Raw genomic sequence first — 15,665 nt, forward strand, 5'->3', positions numbered from 1 at the left:
GCGAGGATGCTCGCGATCACGCCGGTGGTGATCGCCACCAGCAGAAAATCGCCGTTGTCGCTGCGTACGTAGTGATATCCGCGTGGCGGCTGACGCAGATGCGCCGAACGCCAGTCGGTCACCACGTAATTGCCGCCGCGATATTCCGCCGGCACGTGTCCGCCGCGCTTGTACCAGCCTTCGCTGCGACCGCGATCATAGAAGCCGTGGCCATGCTGATCATGCCCGTTGTCGTGGCCGTGATGGTCGCGATCCTGTGGTGGCTGCGCCTGCACGGCGACAGAGGCGGAGAGCAGCAATGCGCCGCAGATCATCAACGTACTCAATTGCTTCTTCATGCGAATTCCTTTTGTGGCGATGGTAGTGATGACAAATACATCTGGAACAACTAAAGGACCCGGGAACCCGCGCAAGTTATTGCGTGCCATACACCTGTGCGGCGGGTTCCCCATCGGCATTGCTGCCTTGCCGACAACATCGCCGCTGCCGTGCGAATGTCAGATGAATGCGATGCCCGACAAACGTCCGACGGCTGGCTTTCGTTCATTTCACGACCGCCATGCCTCTCGGCTAACATGGCGCGTTTAAGGCCCGGAAAAATTTCCATGCAGCTCGATCAGGTCAAGGCAATCATCACGGGTGGCGCGTCCGGCCTCGGCCATGCCGTCGCCCGACATCTCGTCGCGAACGGTGCAAGCGTCGCACTGTTCGACGTCAACGAAGAGAAAGGCAACGAGGCCGCAAAGTCGCTCGGCAGCACCGCGCGTTTCTATCGCACCGACGTCACCTCCGAAGATGGCGTTGCCACGAATGTCGCTGCCGCGCATCAGGCAATGGGTGGTATCAACGTGGTGATGAACTGCGCCGGCATTCTCGGCGCCGGCCGCGTGCTGGGCAAGGAAGGTGCGATGCCGCTTGGCACGTTCTCCACCACCGTCATGGTGAACCTGGTCGGCAGCTTCAACGTGGCCAAGGCGGGCGCGGCGCTGATGCAGAACAACGTTGCCGGCGAAGATGGCGAACGCGGCGTGATCATCAACACCGCCAGTGTGGCCGCCTACGAAGGCCAGATCGGCCAGGCCGCGTACTCTGCATCCAAGGGCGGCGTGGTCGCCATGACGCTGCCGATGGCACGCGAGTTGTCGCGTTTCGGCATCCGCGTGATGACCATCGCGCCGGGCATCTTCTGGACACCGATGGTCGACAACATGCCGCCTGCGGTGCAGGAATCGCTTGGCGCGTCGATACCGTTTCCATCGCGACTGGGCAAGCCGGAGGAATTCGCCTCAACCGTCGCGTTTATCCTCGGCAACCGCTACATCAATGGCGAAACCATCCGCCTCGATGGCGCGGTGCGGTTGCAGCCCAAATAAGGGGAACAGGGATCGGGAAATGGGGAACATGGAAGACTGCAGCACGACGATTTTCGCTTTAGCTTTGTTTCCCGTTCCCGATTCCCCGTTCCCGCTCCTTTGATTCCCATTCCCGGACAGAAAATGAAAGCTTCCGACGTCAAGAAAGGCAACGTGGTCGAACACGATGGCACCGTTTATCAGGTGCGCGACATCGAGCGCAGCTCGCCAAGCGCGCGCGGCGGAAACGTCACGTTTCGCTTCACGCTTTATTCGATTCCCGGTGGCCGCAAGTTCGACCTGAGCCTGCGCTCGGACGATGAACTGCGCGAGATGGATTTGATCCGCCGCGCGGCCAATTTCTCGTACATGGATGGCGATGCCTTCGTGTTCATGGACGCCGAGGATTACACCCAGTACATGCTCTCGCCCGAACTGGTCGGCGACAACGCCGGCTACATCGTCGAGGGCATCGAGGGTTACTACGTGCAGGTGATCGACGATGCGCCGGTCGGCCTGCAGGTGCCGAGCAGCGTGATCCTCACCGTGGTGGAAACCGCACCGGAGATGAAAGGCTCCAGCGCGACCAAGCGCAACAAGCCCGCCAAGCTCGACACCGGCATCGAGATACAGGTGCCCGAATACATCAGCAACGACGAAAAGGTGTGGGTAAGCACGCTGACGGGCGAGTTCGCCGGACGCGCCTGATTCACCCTCTTGGATCCGGGCGTATCGATCGCCCGGATCCATTCATCGATGCACGAAACGCGTAGCGACCTGAGCCCGTTTCGATACAGACATCGCCACCGCACGCATGCATTCCGTGAATGCCGGCGGCACGCGACAACGATGCTCCCGATTCGGTAATGGCAGAAACATCACGCGCGGGAACGTGCACGACGGCGCTCGCGCCGACCGGTATCTCGGCTGTGATATTCAGCGTTCCATCGCGACGGGTCCATGACACCGACGCCCTGCCGTACGGCGTCAACGTATCTGCCGCCGCATGCTCAAGCCATGCGGTCATCGCCGGATGTATCTCGATCTTCTGCCAGCCCGGCTCCAGCGGGCGCAAGCCGGCAACGTCGCCGTACAACCAGTCGTCGATGGTCCCGAGAAAATAATGTCCGCGCGATCGCGCAGCCAGCTTCCAGTGCTCCCACAAACTGGTGGCACCGTTGGCACGCCAGAAACCCCAGCTTGGAAACGTGAGTTGCGTGGCCACTTTCCATGCGATGTTTTCATGGCCGGTAGCAGTAAGCACGGGCAACACGATCTTCGTGCCAAGTGCGCCGGTATCGAGATGATCGCCACGCGTACGAACGTCGGCCGCCAGTGCAGCCGCGATACGCGTGCGTTGCGCAGGCGGCGCGAGATCGAAAGCCAGCGCGAGGAGATTGTGCGTCTGTCGGTAACCGCGATCGCCCACGCCGCGATAGATGCCCGCTGTCGCGTCGAAGAACGCACGATTGAATGCCTCGCGCACCTGCTTGGACATATCGGAAAAATGGCGAGCCTGCGATGCGTTGCCGAGCGCCTGCTCGACATCGACCATCGTCGTGGCCATGCGATAGAGATACGCCGTTGCGGCGACGCGTCGATCTTCCGGCGCGTTCTCGCCGCCTGGATCGGTTTCGGGACTGACCCAGTCGCCAAGGTCGGTATCGGCGATGCCGCCGGGCGAACGGGCGAACTCCATGTCCACGTACTTCGTCATGCCTTCCCCGTGTGTCGCCAGTACGCGGCGATCGCCCCGCTGCATGTATAGCGACCACGGCACCAGCACATAGGCCGCATGCCATGGCGGCGCGCGGCCTGTGCCCCAGCCGGGGTTGGGCGCGATGAGCAGCGGCGCGCCATCGGGCGTGCGCGTGTCCTCGATGTCCTGCACCCATTTCGCCAGCAATTCGCCGCTATCGATGTTGCGCAGAAACATGTCCGCGCCGAGCATGCCGTCGCCGGTCCAGCCGTTCTTTTCGTACATCGGCGTATCGGTGGGAATGCCGTAAAGATTGTCGAGCATGGTGTCGACGGTGGCGGCGTGAATCCAGTCGAGCAGCGGATTGGCGCTGGAAAAATGTCCGATAACCGCCGCATCGGTGTGCACGACTTGCGCGCTCACAGCGCTGCGCCATGGCGTCGCACCGGCGGACCAACCCTCGATCTGTACGTAGCGAAAACCCTTGTACGAAAATCTTGCGTGCCAGCGTTCCACGCCCTTTCCGGCCAGCGTGAAGCGATCCGTCTGGAAACCATGTTCGAAATAATGATGCTCGTCGCGATCGTCGACCGTGCCGTCCGGCAGCAGCTTTTCGCCGTAGTGCGCCACGATGGTCGTGCCCGCCACGCCCTGCGCGGCGATCGTTGCCCAACCCGCGATGACGCGCGGAAACGCATAAACGAATAGGCCCGCTCGCGGCTGTGTGACCGCAATGGCATGCATCGTTTCGATCACGCGGATCGGCTGTTCGCGTTGCGCGACGAGTTGTCCTTTCGGTGCAGTGACGATGCTGGCGTTGCGCCACGCGCGGTCGTCGAAACCGACGCTGTCGAATCCATCTGACGCGCGGCGTGCATCGTAGGTTTCGCCGCCGTAAAGATCATCCAGCAAGGTTGGGCCATCGGCGAGTTTCCAGCTGCCGTCGGTCACGACGTCATCGTGATGACCGTCCGCGTAGCTCAGCCGAAGCACCGCACGCACACGCGGCTCCGCATGCCACGGCGCGCGCTCCCAATGCCATACATCCGGATTGGTGAGGCCGAAAAATCCGCGACCGAGTTGCAAGCCGATCGCATTCGGCGCATTCGCTTTCAGCAGCGCCGTGACATCCGTGGCGGTATAGAGAACGCGCTTGTCGTAATTGGTGAAGTCGGGCGACAACACGGCATTGCTGGCCGGTCGGCCGTTGAGCGACACGTCGGCGTAGCCGCCAGCAGCGACGTACAGCCGCGCCTGCCGCAAGCCGGCATCGACATGGAAAACCCTGCGCAGCAGTGGTGCCTCCAGCGATGCGTGCGCGCCCTTGCCGATCCACACTGATGCACCCCAGGCCCGCGCATCGAGCAGACCGGTTTCGAAAAAAGACCGTGACGTTGCGGCGCCTGCCGACGTTTCGACTTGCAGCTTCCAGTAATAACGCGTGCTCGAATGCAGGGCCGGGCCGCGATATTCGATGCCAAACGATTGCACCGAAGCGATACGGCCGCTGTCCCACACATCGTCCTTGTCATTCGCGAGATTTTCCGCACTGCTGGCGACGCGCAATCGATAACTTTTCTGCACCGTGTCGCGACTCGCGGTAGCGATGATCCACGAGAAGCGTGGATGCGCTTCGTCGATCGCAAGCGGCTCGTGTTTCGCTTCGACATTCAACGCCTGAAGTTGCACCGGCGCATCGCCAGCCGATGCCGATGGCATCAGGCAAACCAGCGCGAGGAAACACAACGAGTGCCGAAACATGATCCGCAACACATCACTCCTGCGATCGCTCGGTACCGCAATCAAGCGACGATCGACAGTCGATCGTAACGATGTCGCACGAGCAGTGAAAGCAACGACGGATCGAATATCACCGCATCGACGTCGTACCTTCGGTTACCCTGCATGATCGCGACCAATCGGTTGAAGGACGTTAACTCTCGATGGCTGCCAACGGCTACTCGCTGCGCGCCTCGGTGCTGCAGACACTGACCCAGATGAAGCGGCCGGATGTGCCGTGGCAGGTGGTGGTGCGCAATACCGCGGCGGTCGTGCTGCCGCTCGCCATCGGGCTTGCCAGCGGCTATCCGCACGTCGGACTTGGTGTGGCCGCCGGCGCGCTGGACACCATGTTCTCCGATCAGCCCGGCCCTTATCGCCAGCGCCTGCGGCAATTGCTGCTGGCGTCGCTCGCAGCGGGGTTGGCATCGCTGCTGGGTTTCCTCATCGGCGGCCAGCTGCTGCCGATACTGGCGGCCACGGCGGCTTTCGGATTTTTCGGCGGGCTGCTGGTGGTGTTTGGCATCGACACCGCGCGCGTGGGCATGACCAGCATGATTCTGCTGGTGATCACGGCGGCATCGCCGACGTCGCTGCTCGGTGCGTTGATCGGTGCCGGGTTGATCTTTTCCGGCGGTTTGTTGCTGATGCTGTTCTCGCTGGCGGCGTGGCCATGGAAACGCTATCTGCCGGAACGTCACGCATTGGCCAGCGTCTATCAGGGGCTCGCGGTGGTCGCGCGCCAGAACATCCGCGATGACAGTGACGTGCCTGCACTCACCGATGCGATGACGACGCTGCAACAAACCCTGCTCGGTCGGCACCGCTCGCACGGTCGCGCGATGGAGGCCTTCGGCGTACTGCTGGAACTGGCAGAACGCATCCGGCTCGAACTTACCGCGATGGCCGAGCTGCACGCCAACCCGACCATCCACGCGATGTTCCGCGACGACGCAGCGCGCGTGCTGCAAGCCATCGCCAGCGCACTCGAACAGGCCGAACCGCCGGAGCAGGCGCAACGCGCGCTGCAGACATTGCAGGCCAGTGAAAGTGCGCTGCTTGGCAACGGCAGCGACGCGGGCGGCCTGGCCGCACATATCCATGCGCTGTCCGGCCAGCTTGCCGCAGCGGTGCGCAACGCGGATTGGGCCGGTAGTCGCGGCGAGCTGCGCGCCAGCGAAGCCGAAACGCGTCTGCCGAAAACATTGCGCAGCGCTTCGACGCTGGCCACTCTGCGCGCGAACCTGACCCCGCGATCGGTCGCCTTCCGACACGCCATTCGCACGGCGGTATGCCTTACCGCCGCGTTGTTCGTGTCACGCAAATTACAGCTTCCGCATGGTTACTGGTTGCCGATGACGGCGGCGATCGTGCTGCGTCCGGACTTTTCCGCCACGCTCAACTTCGGCCTGTTGCGGGTCGTTGGCACGGTGCTCGGGCTGGTGCTCACCACGGTGCTGCTGCACATCACGCCGAACGAACCCTGGGCGCATCTTGCGCTGATGGGGCTGCTCTGCATGGCGTTCCGTTATCTCGCCACCGCGCATTACGGCATCGCGGTGGCGGCGCTGACCGGCACCGTGGTGATCCTGCTTTCGTTCGAAGGCGTGGGTTCCACGGCCGCCGTGTCCGATCGCGTGATCAACACCGCACTTGGTTGCGGCATGGCGATGCTCGCTTACGTGGCGTGGCCAACCTGGGAACGCGGCCGCGCACGCGCCGCACTCGCCAGCATGCTCGATGCCTACGCAAGTTATCTGTCGGCGCTGGCCACACCCGATCAACGCAACACGCATCGCGAAACGCGTACCGCCGTGCGCACCGCACGCACCAACGCACAGGCATCGCTCGACCGCATGCGTGCCGAGCCCGCCACACCCGCGCATCTGCTGGAGCTTGCCAGCGCGCTGCTCGCCAATGGCAATCGACTGGCGCGCACCGCGATGACGCTGGAAGCGTTATGTGGCGATCACGAGCAACTTCCTGCACAGGAACAGCTCAACGATTTCGTCCGACACACCGGCTTGGCACTGCACGAAATTGCCGCCGGCCTGCGCGAACAGCGCAACCTCCCGCCACTGGCCGACCTTCGCGCGATGCAGCGGGCGCTGTCCGCGCAATTGGGCACACAGGACGATCGCGAAACCGCCGCATCGATCAACCGCATCTGCGATCGGCTGGTCGACAACGTCAATACGCTCGCTCACATCGTTGGACGTGCACCGGTCGATCAGGCGGATCGCCCGGCAGGCAGGCTTGCGCGCGACTGAGCGGCGTTGCCGAGTCATCGCATGACGGCTGCAAGCATCCGCCGGGAAGCCTTACACTGCGCGGATGCTGAAGATCGATACCCACGCGCACATCCTGCCTCGCGACTGGCCGAATCTGGCGGCGAAGTTCGGCGACGACCGCTTTCCGACGATGACGCATACCGACGGTCGCCATCGCATCTACAAGGACAGCAAATTCTTCCGCGAGGTGTGGGACTCGGCGTTCGATCCGCAGACACGCATCGATGATTACGCACGCTTCGGCGTCGACGTGCAGGTGATCTCCACGGTGCCGGTGCTGTTTTCGTACTGGGCACCGGGACATCAGGCGCTCGAGTTGCATCGCCATCTCAACGATCACATGGCCGGCGTGTGCCGCGATTTTCCACGCCATTACGCCGGCATCGGCACCGTGCCACTGCAGGCGCCGGCATTAGCGGTGCGCGAGCTCGAGCGATGCATCGACGAGCTCGGCCTGCAGGGCGTGCAGATCGGTTCGCATTGCGGCGACTGGAATCTCGATGCGCCGGAATTGTTTCCGTTCTTCGAAGCCGCGGCGGATCTCGGCGCTGCCGTGTTGGTACATCCGTGGGACATGATGGGCATGGCCAGCATGCCCAAATACTGGATGCCCTGGCTGGTCGGCATGCCGGCCGAACAAACGCGCGCTGCGTGCTGCCTCGCCTTTGGCGGCGTGCTGGAGCGCCTGCCGAAACTGCGCGTGATGCTGGCGCACGGCGGCGGCAGTTTTCCGGCGACCATCGGACGCATCGAACACGGCTTCAAGATGCGTCCTGATCTGGTAGCCACCGACAATCCGCGCAACCCGCGCGAATATCTCAAGCGCTTCTATTTCGACTCCTGCGTGCACGACGATCAGGCGCTGCGATATCTGCTGGATGTGACGGGCGTCGAGCAGGTGATGCTCGGTACCGATTATCCTTTCCCGCTTGGGGAGCAGGAACCCGGCAGCGGTATCGAGGCGTTGGGTCTGGATGACGTCTCCCGCGCCCGGCTGTTTCATGGCACGGCGCTGGAATGGCTGGGCCTGCCCCGCCATCGCTTCGCCCCCGACCTTCCCATTCCGGAATCCGCATGAACTTCCTTCAGCGCAGCGTCGCCGCCCTCGCCATCATTTTTTCCGTGCTGATCACCGGCATCGCGTACGCCACCGACGTCAGCATGGCCGATGGCGGCGTCACCTTCAGCACGCCGGATGACTGGCTGGCAATCATGCAAACGCAAGGCGATCCGGAAGTGCGCGTGTTCCAGGTGCCCGATACCTCGCCCACCGGCAAGACCAGCCTCGCGCGTGTCACCGTCACCGTGAAGCAGGTTGCCGACACGAACGCTTTCCAGCAGTACATCGGCGACGCCACCGCGCAGGCCATGGCATTGCCCGGCTACAGGATCGCGCCCTTGCAACCCGAACCGAACAGCAACCTCTACTCCGCGCAGGAGAACGGCGTCGAGTTCACCTATGTCGAGCGCTACTGGATGAAGAACGGCCACGCCGTCCAGTTGCGCTGCGTGCGCCCGACGCAGAGCCTCGCCGGCGCAGCGTGGAGATCCAATTTCGACAAGGGTTGCGCCGCGATTGCCGCGCGCCTGAAATAGATTTTCGTAACCCAGTAGGAGCGCACCCTGTGCGCGATGCGTTTGCGGCCCGACGGATTCGCGCACAGGGGTGCGCTCCTACACAAAGCCATGCAGGACACTTCCATGCTCGATTACCAGGCCACTCTCGACTGGGCTCGCGCCCGCGATGCCGCCGACCCTCTGCGCGCACTCCGCGACGAATTCCTGATACCGCCGCACACGGACGGCAAGCCGAGCACATACTTCTGCGGCAACTCGCTGGGGCTGCAGCCGCGCGCAGTACGCGACGCGGTCAATGCGGAACTGGACTACTGGAGCGAGCTCGGTGTGGAAGGCCATTTCAAGGGTCGCCTGCCGTGGATGGATTACCACGAGTTCGTGCGCGACGACCTTGCCGCGGTGATCGGCGCGCGGCCATCCGAAGTGGTCGCGATGAACACGTTGGGCGTGAACCTGCATCTGATGATGGTGAGCTTCTATCGCCCGACCAGAGAGCGTCCGGCGATCCTGATCGAAGCCGGTGCGTTTCCAACCGATCGCTACGCGGTGGAATCGCAGGTGCGTTTCCACGGTTTCGATCCGGCCATCGCGTTGATCGAACTCGAGGCGGATGAACCAAACGGAATCATCTCGCTCGGCGCGATCGAGCGCGCGCTCGATCAACACGGCTCGCGCATCGCACTGGTGATGCTGCCCGGCGTGCAATATCGCAACGGCCAGGCGTTCGACCTCAAGGCGATCACCGAACTCGGACACAAGCATGGCTGCGTGGTCGGCTTCGACCTTGCCCATGCCGTCGGAAATCTTCCGCTGCAACTGCACGACAGCGGCGCGGATTTCGCGATCTGGTGCAGCTACAAATATCTCAACAGTGGCCCCGGCGCAGTCGGCGGCGCGTTCGTGCACGAGCGGCACGCCAAGGCCGTGCTGCCGCGTTTCGCCGGCTGGTGGGGCCACGACAAGACCACACGTTTCCAGATGGGCCCCGAGTTCGTTCCAACGCCGGGCGCCGACGGCTGGCAGTTGTCGAATCCGCCGATCCTCGCGCTCGCGCCTTTGCGCGTGTCGCTGGAAATCTTTCGTCGCGCCGGCATGCGGAACCTGCGCGAGAAGTCGCTGCAACTCACCGGTTACCTTGAGTGGTTGGTGCAGACTCAGCTGGCGGAAGTGCTGCAGGTCGTAACGCCTGCCGATCCACAACGTCGTGGCGCGCAGCTGTCCATTCGCGTGACTGGCGGTCGCGAACGCGGCCGCGAATTGTTCGAGTATTTGATGGACCAAGGCATCATCGGCGACTGGCGCGAGCCCGACGTCATCCGCATCTCGCCTGCACCGTTGTACAACCGGCTCGAGGATTGCCTGGTGTTTGCCGAAGCGGTACGCAACTGGCATCGCGCAGGCTGACGTTTATCGCGCGCTGAAGGCATGCGCCGGCCGTACATGTAACGCAGTTGTTGTTGCAGAGTGGAGCCGTCCTTGGCCCTGCGCGCTTCCAGTCAAACCATCACTGAAGCGCGTGTCCTGTATTCGCCAAACCCGAAAGAAAAACTCAGGCGGCGGCGTCCTTGAGCTTCTTCAGCGGACGCACCTTGAGCTTGGTGGATGCCGGCTTCGCGGCGAACCACTGCTCTTCCTTCGTGAACGGGTTGATGCCCTTGCGCTTCGGCTTGGCCGGAACGCTGATCGCGGAAATCTTCAGCACGCCGTGCCAGGTGAACGAACCGGCGCCCTTCTTGTGGACGGAACCGGCGACGGCGCCTTCGAGTGCCGACAGCACGGCGCGAACGTCCTTCGCTGCCACGCCGCTGGATTCCACCAGATGGCTGACGAGTCCGGACTTGCTCAATGCTTCCTTGATCGGCTTGTGCGTTGCCGGCTTCGCAACGGTCTTTGCAGCTGCGGGTGCCTTCTTTTTGGTCGTTGCCATGCTTTTTCCCAGTGTTGTTTCAAAGGCCGCCAATGGCGGAGCTAACGAAATGTAAGCCAAGTTTGCCCGAAGTCACAGTGGCAGCGCACCACAAAGCTGCATATTGCGCCGGACATTGCGCAATATCTGGCAGAAAGAGGCTTCTTTTCAAGTCTTTTTTCGAGCTTTGTATTCGACGAACGCGCTAGCGACGACGCTCGATCGCTTGATGGGCGAACCCCACGGCACGACGCAGACACATCTACGCCCGCACGACCGAGATCCCCTGCGCGACCAGCGGCGCGCTCAAGACCCTTGAGGTTTTCCGTTCCACGACGATGATGTTCGCGGTCGTCACCGGCGCAATGACATAAGCGGACGCCGTGTTGAGTTTTTCCGCCGAGGCGAGAACCACCACTTCTGCGGCACAGCCCGCCAGCGCGCGCTTGACGTACGACTCCTCGAGATCGCCGGTGCTCAAGCCCGCCTTGGCATGCACGCCGGTGACGCCCATGAAATACAGGTCGGCGCGAATGTGCGCGATGGCTTCGATCGCTGCCGCACCCACCGCCACCATCGAATGCTTGAACAGCCGTCCACCGATCAACACGACTTCGATGCCTGCGTGGTCTACCAGTTCTACCGCCACGCTCGGACTGTGCGTAATCACGGTGGCTTGCAACGTGGTCGGCAGATGACGTGCGAGCTGCACGCACGTGGTTCCACCATCGAGAATCACCACCTGCCCCGGCGACACGAGCCCGGCTGCCTTCTTTGCGATCGCCAGCTTTCCATCGGTGCTGATCTGCTGTCGATGGCCGAAGTCCGCGACCGCCGCCGAGGCGGGCAGCGCGCCGCCGTGCACGCGCTGCAACAGCCCTTCCGCAGCCAGCTCGCGCAGGTCGCGACGGATGGTGTCTTCGGAGACGTCGAAGGATTCGCTGAGCGCCTTGGCGATCACGAGGCCGTCTTTCTTCAACGTCGCAAGGATGGATTTCTTTCGATGGGTCGTCAGCATGGGCCTGCACGAAATTAATTGACATTGCACGATAATGCACGATAGCTTTTTCAGTCTGGCATGTCCATAAAGGCTCGACTGATGAATGAAATCGCCGACCGGGTGCGCGTGATCGAAAGCCTGGTTCTGTCCGACGACTGGTACCTTTTGAAGAAAACCGTGTTCGACTTTCGTCGCGCCGATGGACGCTGGCAGCGTCAGCAGCGCGAGACTTACGACCGCGGCAATGGCGCCACCGTTCTGCTGTATCAGCGCGCCACTCGGCGTATCGTGCTGACCCGCCAATTCCGCTTTCCTGCGTACGTCAACGGTCACCACGGCATGTTGATCGAAGCGCCCGCAGGCCTGCTCGATGAAGCAACGCCGGAGCAGCGCATTCGTGCGGAAATCGAGGAAGAAACCGGCTACCGCATCGGCAACGTGCACAAGATCTTCGAGGCATTCATGAGCCCGGGTTCAGTCACTGAAAAACTGTTTTTCTTCATCGCCGAATACGACGCTGCGTCAAAGGTCGGAAACGGAGGCGGCCTCGAAGACGAGGGTGAAGACATCGAAGTCATCGAACTCTCGTTCGACGAAGCGATGGCGATGTTTCACCGCGGCGACATCGTCGATGCCAAGACGATCATGCTGCTGCAGTACGCCGCGCTGCATCTTTTCGCCAAGGATTCCTCGCGATGAAATCCATGCTCGTGCTGATCGCTGGCCCTTACCGCAGTGGCACCGGTGGCGACCCTGAAAAAATCACCCGCAACTTGCAGGCTCTGGAGCGTGCTGCGCTGGCGATTTATCGGCTCGGTCACATGCCGATGATTGGCGAATGGGCTGCGCTACCGCTGGCGCGCGAAGCCGGATCGTCTACACCGAACGATGCGATTGCCGAACAATTCCTCTATCCGGTCGCGGAACGGTTGCTGCAACACTGCGATGCGGTCTGGCGGATCGGAGGCGATTCGAAGGGCGCCGATGACGATGTACGTCGAGCAAGAGCGCTTGGCCTGCGCACCTATCACTCGCTGCGGGACGTGCCCGAGGTCAGTGTGCCAATAACGTCTTCACGCCAAGAATTGTGAAGCCCACGACGGCCATGACCACATAGATGATCCAGCGCAGTCGCTGCAATCGTTGCAGGTTCTTGTTGTGAGCAGGAAACATGTCGACTCCTTTTTGGGTGGATCGTCCTGGTCCAATCGTCGGTGACAGGCCAAGAAATAAACGCACAACAATTGCCGCGCTTCACACGCGGCTTTGTGGATGCCGCACCTGTCCTTCGCCGCGCACCACGAAACGTTCGATGGTGAGGGATTCTGCGCCCATCGGACCGTACGCGTGCAGGCGCGTGGTCGAGATGCCGATCTCGGCACCAAGGCCGAGTTCGCCGCCGTCGGAGAAACGAGAAGATGCGTTGACCATCACGACAGCCGAGCGCAATGCCGCGACGAATTGCTGCGCTGATGATTCGTCGCGGGTGGCGATCACTTCGGTGTGGTCGGAGCCGTAACGACGAATGTGCGCGATGGCGTCTCCAAGATCGTCGACGATGCGTATCGCGATAATCAGATCGAGGAATTCCGCGGCGTAGTCATCGTCGGTCGCCAGCTTCATGTCGGACACCAGCGCCTGGCTGCGCTCGCAGCCGCGCAGCTGCACGCCGCGATCGCGCAGTGCTGCAGCGGCTAGCGGCAGAAAACTTTCGGCAATGTCCACATGCACCAGCAAGGTTTCCAGCGCGTTGCATACGCCGGGACGCGAGGTCTTGCCGTCGATCAGCAAATTCAACGCAAGCACCGGATCAGCACTTCGATCCACGTACAGATGACATACACCTTTGTAATGCTTGATCACCGGCACGCGCGCGTGTTCGGCGACGAATCGGATCAAACCTTCGCCGCCACGAGGGATGGCCAGGTCGACGATGTCGATGAGTTGCAACAGCTCGACCATCGTTTCGCGGCTGAGATCCTCGACCAGCGTGAGCGCGGCCGCAGGCACATGGTTGGATACGAGCGCGGATTGCAATGCGGCAGCGATCGCCATATTGGAATGCAGCGCTTCGGAACCACCGCGCAGGATGACGCCGTTGCCAGCGAACAGGCACAGCGCGGCAGCGTCGGCGGTGACGTTGGGTCGCGCCTCGTAGATCATCGCCACCACGCCGAGCGGCACGCGAACACGCTCGATCGACAGCCCGTTCGGACGCGTCTCGCGTCGCGTCACCACGCCGACGGGATCGGGCAACGCGGCGACTTCGCGCAAGGCGTTGGCGATGGAAGCCATGCGGGTTTCATCGAGCCGCAGGCGATCGAGCATGGCGCCTTGCACGCCCTTGTCCTGCGCCTGCTGCATGTCGCGCGCGTTCGCCGCCAGCACGACGGCCGATTGCGATTCGAGCACGACTGCCATGTCGTGCAGCAGTTTGCGCTTGGTTTCGGTATCGAGTGCCGCAACGCGTTGTGCAGCGTCGCGACAGGCGATGGCCTGCTGGCGGATATCGCTCATGCGCCGATCTCCCTGTTGCTGGTCGTACTGTCGATCACGGTCGCGAGATCGTCCCGATGCACCATCTCCGCGCCATAGCTGTAACCAAGCAGACCTTCGATCTCGCGACTGTGTTGCCCTGCCAATCGGCGCATTTCCACGGAACTGTATTGCGCCAGACCACGCGCAACGGTGCGTGATTGCGAGTCGATGATTTCGACCAGATCGCCACGATGAAAATCACCATCCACACCACTGACGCCACCCGGCAGCAACGACACCTGGCCGCCGGCGAGCGCGCGTGCTGCGCCGTCATCGACACGAATGCGACCCGCTGCCGTCGGTGCATGGCGCAGCCAGTATTTGCGCGCCTGCATGCGACCGGTCGATGCGTCGATCAAGGTGCCGTGCAATCGCCCGTGCTGAAGCGCCTGTACCGTCGCCGCATCGCGACCGCTGAACAACGCCGTGGGGATGCCGGCCGTCGCCGCCTTGCCCGCAGCTTCCAGTTTGGTGCGCATGCCGCCAGTGCCGGCCTCGCTGCCGCTTTCGCCTGCCATGGCGATGATCGCCGGCGTCAACGCGGACACATGCGCGATCGGTTCGGCATATGCGTTGCGGCGCGGGTCGGCGTTGTAAAGCGCGTCGACATCGGAGGCGATCAACAGAAGATCGGCGTCGACCAACGCGGCGACGATGGCCGCGAGGTTGTCGTTGTCGCCGAGCTTGAGCTCATCCACCGCGACGGTGTCGTTTTCGTTCACCACCGGCAACACGCCGAGCGCGAGCAACTCGCGCAACGTGGCGCGCGCGTTGAGATAGCGACGGCGATTGCCGAGATCATCGTGCGTGAGCAGCACCTGCGCCACCGGCCTATCAGACAGCGATTGCCATAGCGCGATCATCGGCGCCTGCCCGAGTGCTGCGAGCGCCTGGCGCATGACGAGTCCGTCATCGAGCGTCGCTCGTTCGCGCAACACGGCGCGTCCCGCGGCGACCGCGCCTGACGACACGAGTACCACCTGGCGACCATCGGCATGGCTTGCATCGATGAAGCCGGCCAGTGCCGCGGCGTAGCGCGCGGTGAGTCCGCCGCCATCAGCCGCAAGCAGATTGCTGCCGACCTTCAACACGGCGCGACGCCAACGCGGAAGATCCTGTGCGGAAAGTTCTCGCGTCATGTTCATCGTGGTCGATCCGGCGCTTCCGCCGGCATGCGATCGCTATGGCTTTTCGGCGCCGACACCACCATGAAACGCACGTCCGCAGCACTTTCGTTGCGCATCTGATGCGCTGCGCCCGGCGGCACGTGCACACCGACACCACGCGCGAGGTGATGTATTTCGCCTTCGATCTCCAGCGCGGCGTCGCCTTCGAGAACGTAGAAAAACTGCCGCGCCCTGGCATGCCGATGCCGCTGCTCGGCGGCGCCCGGCGGCATGCACTCCTCGATCACACTCAGGTCGTCGCACTCCAGCAAATGCCAACCATCGCAGACATCGCCCCAGCGATAGTGCGGTGCGCCGTCTCTGCTGATCGCGGTCGTGGGTTCTTCGTGCATCGT

The 15,665-nt window shown here is 62.6% G+C and carries 15 protein-coding genes; 8 read left to right on the top strand and 7 right to left on the bottom strand.

Annotated features, from left to right (window positions below; all coding sequences use genetic code 11):
* Positions 1 to 338: RcnB family protein (locus GSQ73_RS15440; protein ID WP_158885548.1), on the bottom strand; the 338-nt coding region annotated here is incomplete at its 3' end.
* Positions 339 to 605: 267 nt separating this feature from the next.
* Here GSQ73_RS15440 and GSQ73_RS15445 point away from each other — a divergent pair.
* Positions 606 to 1,373, top strand: coding sequence for an SDR family NAD(P)-dependent oxidoreductase (locus tag GSQ73_RS15445; protein ID WP_158885550.1), 768 nt, complete (start codon positions 606 to 608; stop codon positions 1,371 to 1,373).
* Positions 1,374 to 1,496: 123 nt separating this feature from the next.
* The gene (gene yeiP / locus GSQ73_RS15450) at positions 1,497 to 2,060 is read left to right on the top strand and encodes an elongation factor P-like protein YeiP (protein WP_158885552.1); all 564 of its coding nucleotides are present in this window, start codon (positions 1,497 to 1,499) and stop codon (positions 2,058 to 2,060) included.
* Position 2,061: 1 nt separating this feature from the next.
* Here yeiP and GSQ73_RS15455 read toward each other — a convergent pair whose 3' ends face one another.
* The gene (locus GSQ73_RS15455; protein WP_254063463.1) at positions 2,062 to 4,812 is read right to left on the bottom strand and encodes an alpha-L-rhamnosidase; all 2,751 of its coding nucleotides are present in this window, start codon (positions 4,810 to 4,812) and stop codon (positions 2,062 to 2,064) included.
* Between the two features lie 182 nt (positions 4,813 to 4,994).
* Here GSQ73_RS15455 and GSQ73_RS15460 point away from each other — a divergent pair, with 182 nt between their 5' ends.
* From GSQ73_RS15460 to kynU, 4 genes are all read left to right on the top strand, one after another.
* Positions 4,995 to 7,100, top strand: a complete 2,106-nt coding sequence (locus tag GSQ73_RS15460; protein WP_158885556.1) for an FUSC family protein — start codon at positions 4,995 to 4,997, stop codon at positions 7,098 to 7,100.
* Positions 7,101 to 7,164: 64 nt separating this feature from the next.
* Entirely contained in the window at positions 7,165 to 8,199 is a 1,035-nt protein-coding gene (locus tag GSQ73_RS15465) for an amidohydrolase family protein (RefSeq protein WP_158885558.1), read from the top strand.
* Entirely contained in the window at positions 8,196 to 8,717 is a 522-nt protein-coding gene (locus tag GSQ73_RS15470) for a hypothetical protein (protein ID WP_158885560.1), read from the top strand. The genes GSQ73_RS15465 and GSQ73_RS15470 overlap by 4 nt, the downstream gene beginning before the upstream one ends.
* Positions 8,718 to 8,822: 105 nt before the next feature.
* A complete protein-coding gene (kynU, locus tag GSQ73_RS15475; protein ID WP_158885562.1) occupies positions 8,823 to 10,103 on the top strand; it encodes a kynureninase in 1,281 nt (426 codons plus the stop codon).
* Positions 10,104 to 10,248: 145 nt separating this feature from the next.
* On the opposite strand, the gene GSQ73_RS15480 is transcribed toward kynU, so the two are convergent.
* Both GSQ73_RS15480 and GSQ73_RS15485 read right to left on the bottom strand, forming a co-directional pair.
* A complete protein-coding gene (locus GSQ73_RS15480; protein WP_158885564.1) occupies positions 10,249 to 10,626 on the bottom strand; it encodes an HU family DNA-binding protein in 378 nt (125 codons plus the stop codon).
* Positions 10,627 to 10,867: 241 nt separating this feature from the next.
* Entirely contained in the window at positions 10,868 to 11,623 is a 756-nt protein-coding gene (locus tag GSQ73_RS15485; RefSeq protein ID WP_158885566.1) for a DeoR/GlpR family DNA-binding transcription regulator, read from the bottom strand.
* Positions 11,624 to 11,704: 81 nt separating this feature from the next.
* On the opposite strand from GSQ73_RS15485, the gene GSQ73_RS15490 reads away from it, so the two are divergent.
* Together GSQ73_RS15490 and GSQ73_RS15495 are read left to right on the top strand one after the other, a co-directional pair.
* Positions 11,705 to 12,304, top strand: a complete 600-nt coding sequence (locus GSQ73_RS15490; protein WP_158885568.1) for an NUDIX domain-containing protein — start codon at positions 11,705 to 11,707, stop codon at positions 12,302 to 12,304.
* Positions 12,305 to 12,309: 5 nt separating this feature from the next.
* A complete protein-coding gene (locus GSQ73_RS15495; RefSeq protein WP_216844789.1) occupies positions 12,310 to 12,696 on the top strand; it encodes a hypothetical protein in 387 nt (128 codons plus the stop codon).
* 163 nt (positions 12,697 to 12,859) lie between these two features.
* On the opposite strand, the gene GSQ73_RS15500 is transcribed toward GSQ73_RS15495, so the two are convergent.
* Genes GSQ73_RS15500 through GSQ73_RS15510 form a run of 3 tightly spaced genes read right to left on the bottom strand, consistent with a single transcriptional unit; the run spans position 12,860 to position 15,662 of the window.
* Positions 12,860 to 14,122 (bottom strand): glutamate-5-semialdehyde dehydrogenase, encoded by a 1,263-nt coding sequence (locus GSQ73_RS15500; RefSeq protein WP_158885572.1) that lies wholly within the window; start codon positions 14,120 to 14,122, stop codon positions 12,860 to 12,862.
* Complete coding sequence (gene proB, locus GSQ73_RS15505; protein WP_158885573.1) at positions 14,119 to 15,288, bottom strand: glutamate 5-kinase; 1,170 nt, start codon at positions 15,286 to 15,288, stop codon at positions 14,119 to 14,121. The genes GSQ73_RS15500 and proB overlap by 4 nt, the downstream gene beginning before the upstream one ends.
* Entirely contained in the window at positions 15,285 to 15,662 is a 378-nt protein-coding gene (locus GSQ73_RS15510; protein WP_158885575.1) for a cupin domain-containing protein, read from the bottom strand. The genes proB and GSQ73_RS15510 overlap by 4 nt, the downstream gene beginning before the upstream one ends.
* Positions 15,663 to 15,665 lie beyond the last annotated feature (3 nt).

The sequence above is a fragment of the Rhodanobacter sp. L36 genome, from assembly GCF_009765755.1.
In the GTDB taxonomy this organism is placed as follows: domain Bacteria; phylum Pseudomonadota; class Gammaproteobacteria; order Xanthomonadales; family Rhodanobacteraceae; genus Rhodanobacter.

Bases quoted from the DNA above. Each gene is read 5' to 3' on its own strand.
- GSQ73_RS15445 (WP_158885550.1), top strand. From the start codon at position 606: ATGCAGCTCGATCAGGTCAAGGCAATCATCACGGGTGGCGCGTCCGGC.
- yeiP (WP_158885552.1), top strand. From the start codon at position 1,497: ATGAAAGCTTCCGACGTCAAGAAAGGCAACGTGGTCGAACACGATGGC.
- GSQ73_RS15455 (WP_254063463.1), bottom strand. From the start codon at position 4,812: ATGTTTCGGCACTCGTTGTGTTTCCTCGCGCTGGTTTGCCTGATGCCA.
- GSQ73_RS15460 (WP_158885556.1), top strand. From the start codon at position 4,995: ATGGCTGCCAACGGCTACTCGCTGCGCGCCTCGGTGCTGCAGACACTG.
- GSQ73_RS15465 (WP_158885558.1), top strand. From the start codon at position 7,165: ATGCTGAAGATCGATACCCACGCGCACATCCTGCCTCGCGACTGGCCG.
- GSQ73_RS15470 (WP_158885560.1), top strand. From the start codon at position 8,196: ATGAACTTCCTTCAGCGCAGCGTCGCCGCCCTCGCCATCATTTTTTCC.
- kynU (WP_158885562.1), top strand. From the start codon at position 8,823: ATGCTCGATTACCAGGCCACTCTCGACTGGGCTCGCGCCCGCGATGCC.
- GSQ73_RS15480 (WP_158885564.1), bottom strand. From the start codon at position 10,626: ATGGCAACGACCAAAAAGAAGGCACCCGCAGCTGCAAAGACCGTTGCG.
- GSQ73_RS15485 (WP_158885566.1), bottom strand. From the start codon at position 11,623: ATGCTGACGACCCATCGAAAGAAATCCATCCTTGCGACGTTGAAGAAA.
- GSQ73_RS15490 (WP_158885568.1), top strand. From the start codon at position 11,705: ATGAATGAAATCGCCGACCGGGTGCGCGTGATCGAAAGCCTGGTTCTG.
- GSQ73_RS15495 (WP_216844789.1), top strand. From the start codon at position 12,310: ATGCTCGTGCTGATCGCTGGCCCTTACCGCAGTGGCACCGGTGGCGAC.
- GSQ73_RS15500 (WP_158885572.1), bottom strand. From the start codon at position 14,122: ATGAGCGATATCCGCCAGCAGGCCATCGCCTGTCGCGACGCTGCACAA.
- proB (WP_158885573.1), bottom strand. From the start codon at position 15,288: ATGAACATGACGCGAGAACTTTCCGCACAGGATCTTCCGCGTTGGCGT.
- GSQ73_RS15510 (WP_158885575.1), bottom strand. From the start codon at position 15,662: ATGCACGAAGAACCCACGACCGCGATCAGCAGAGACGGCGCACCGCAC.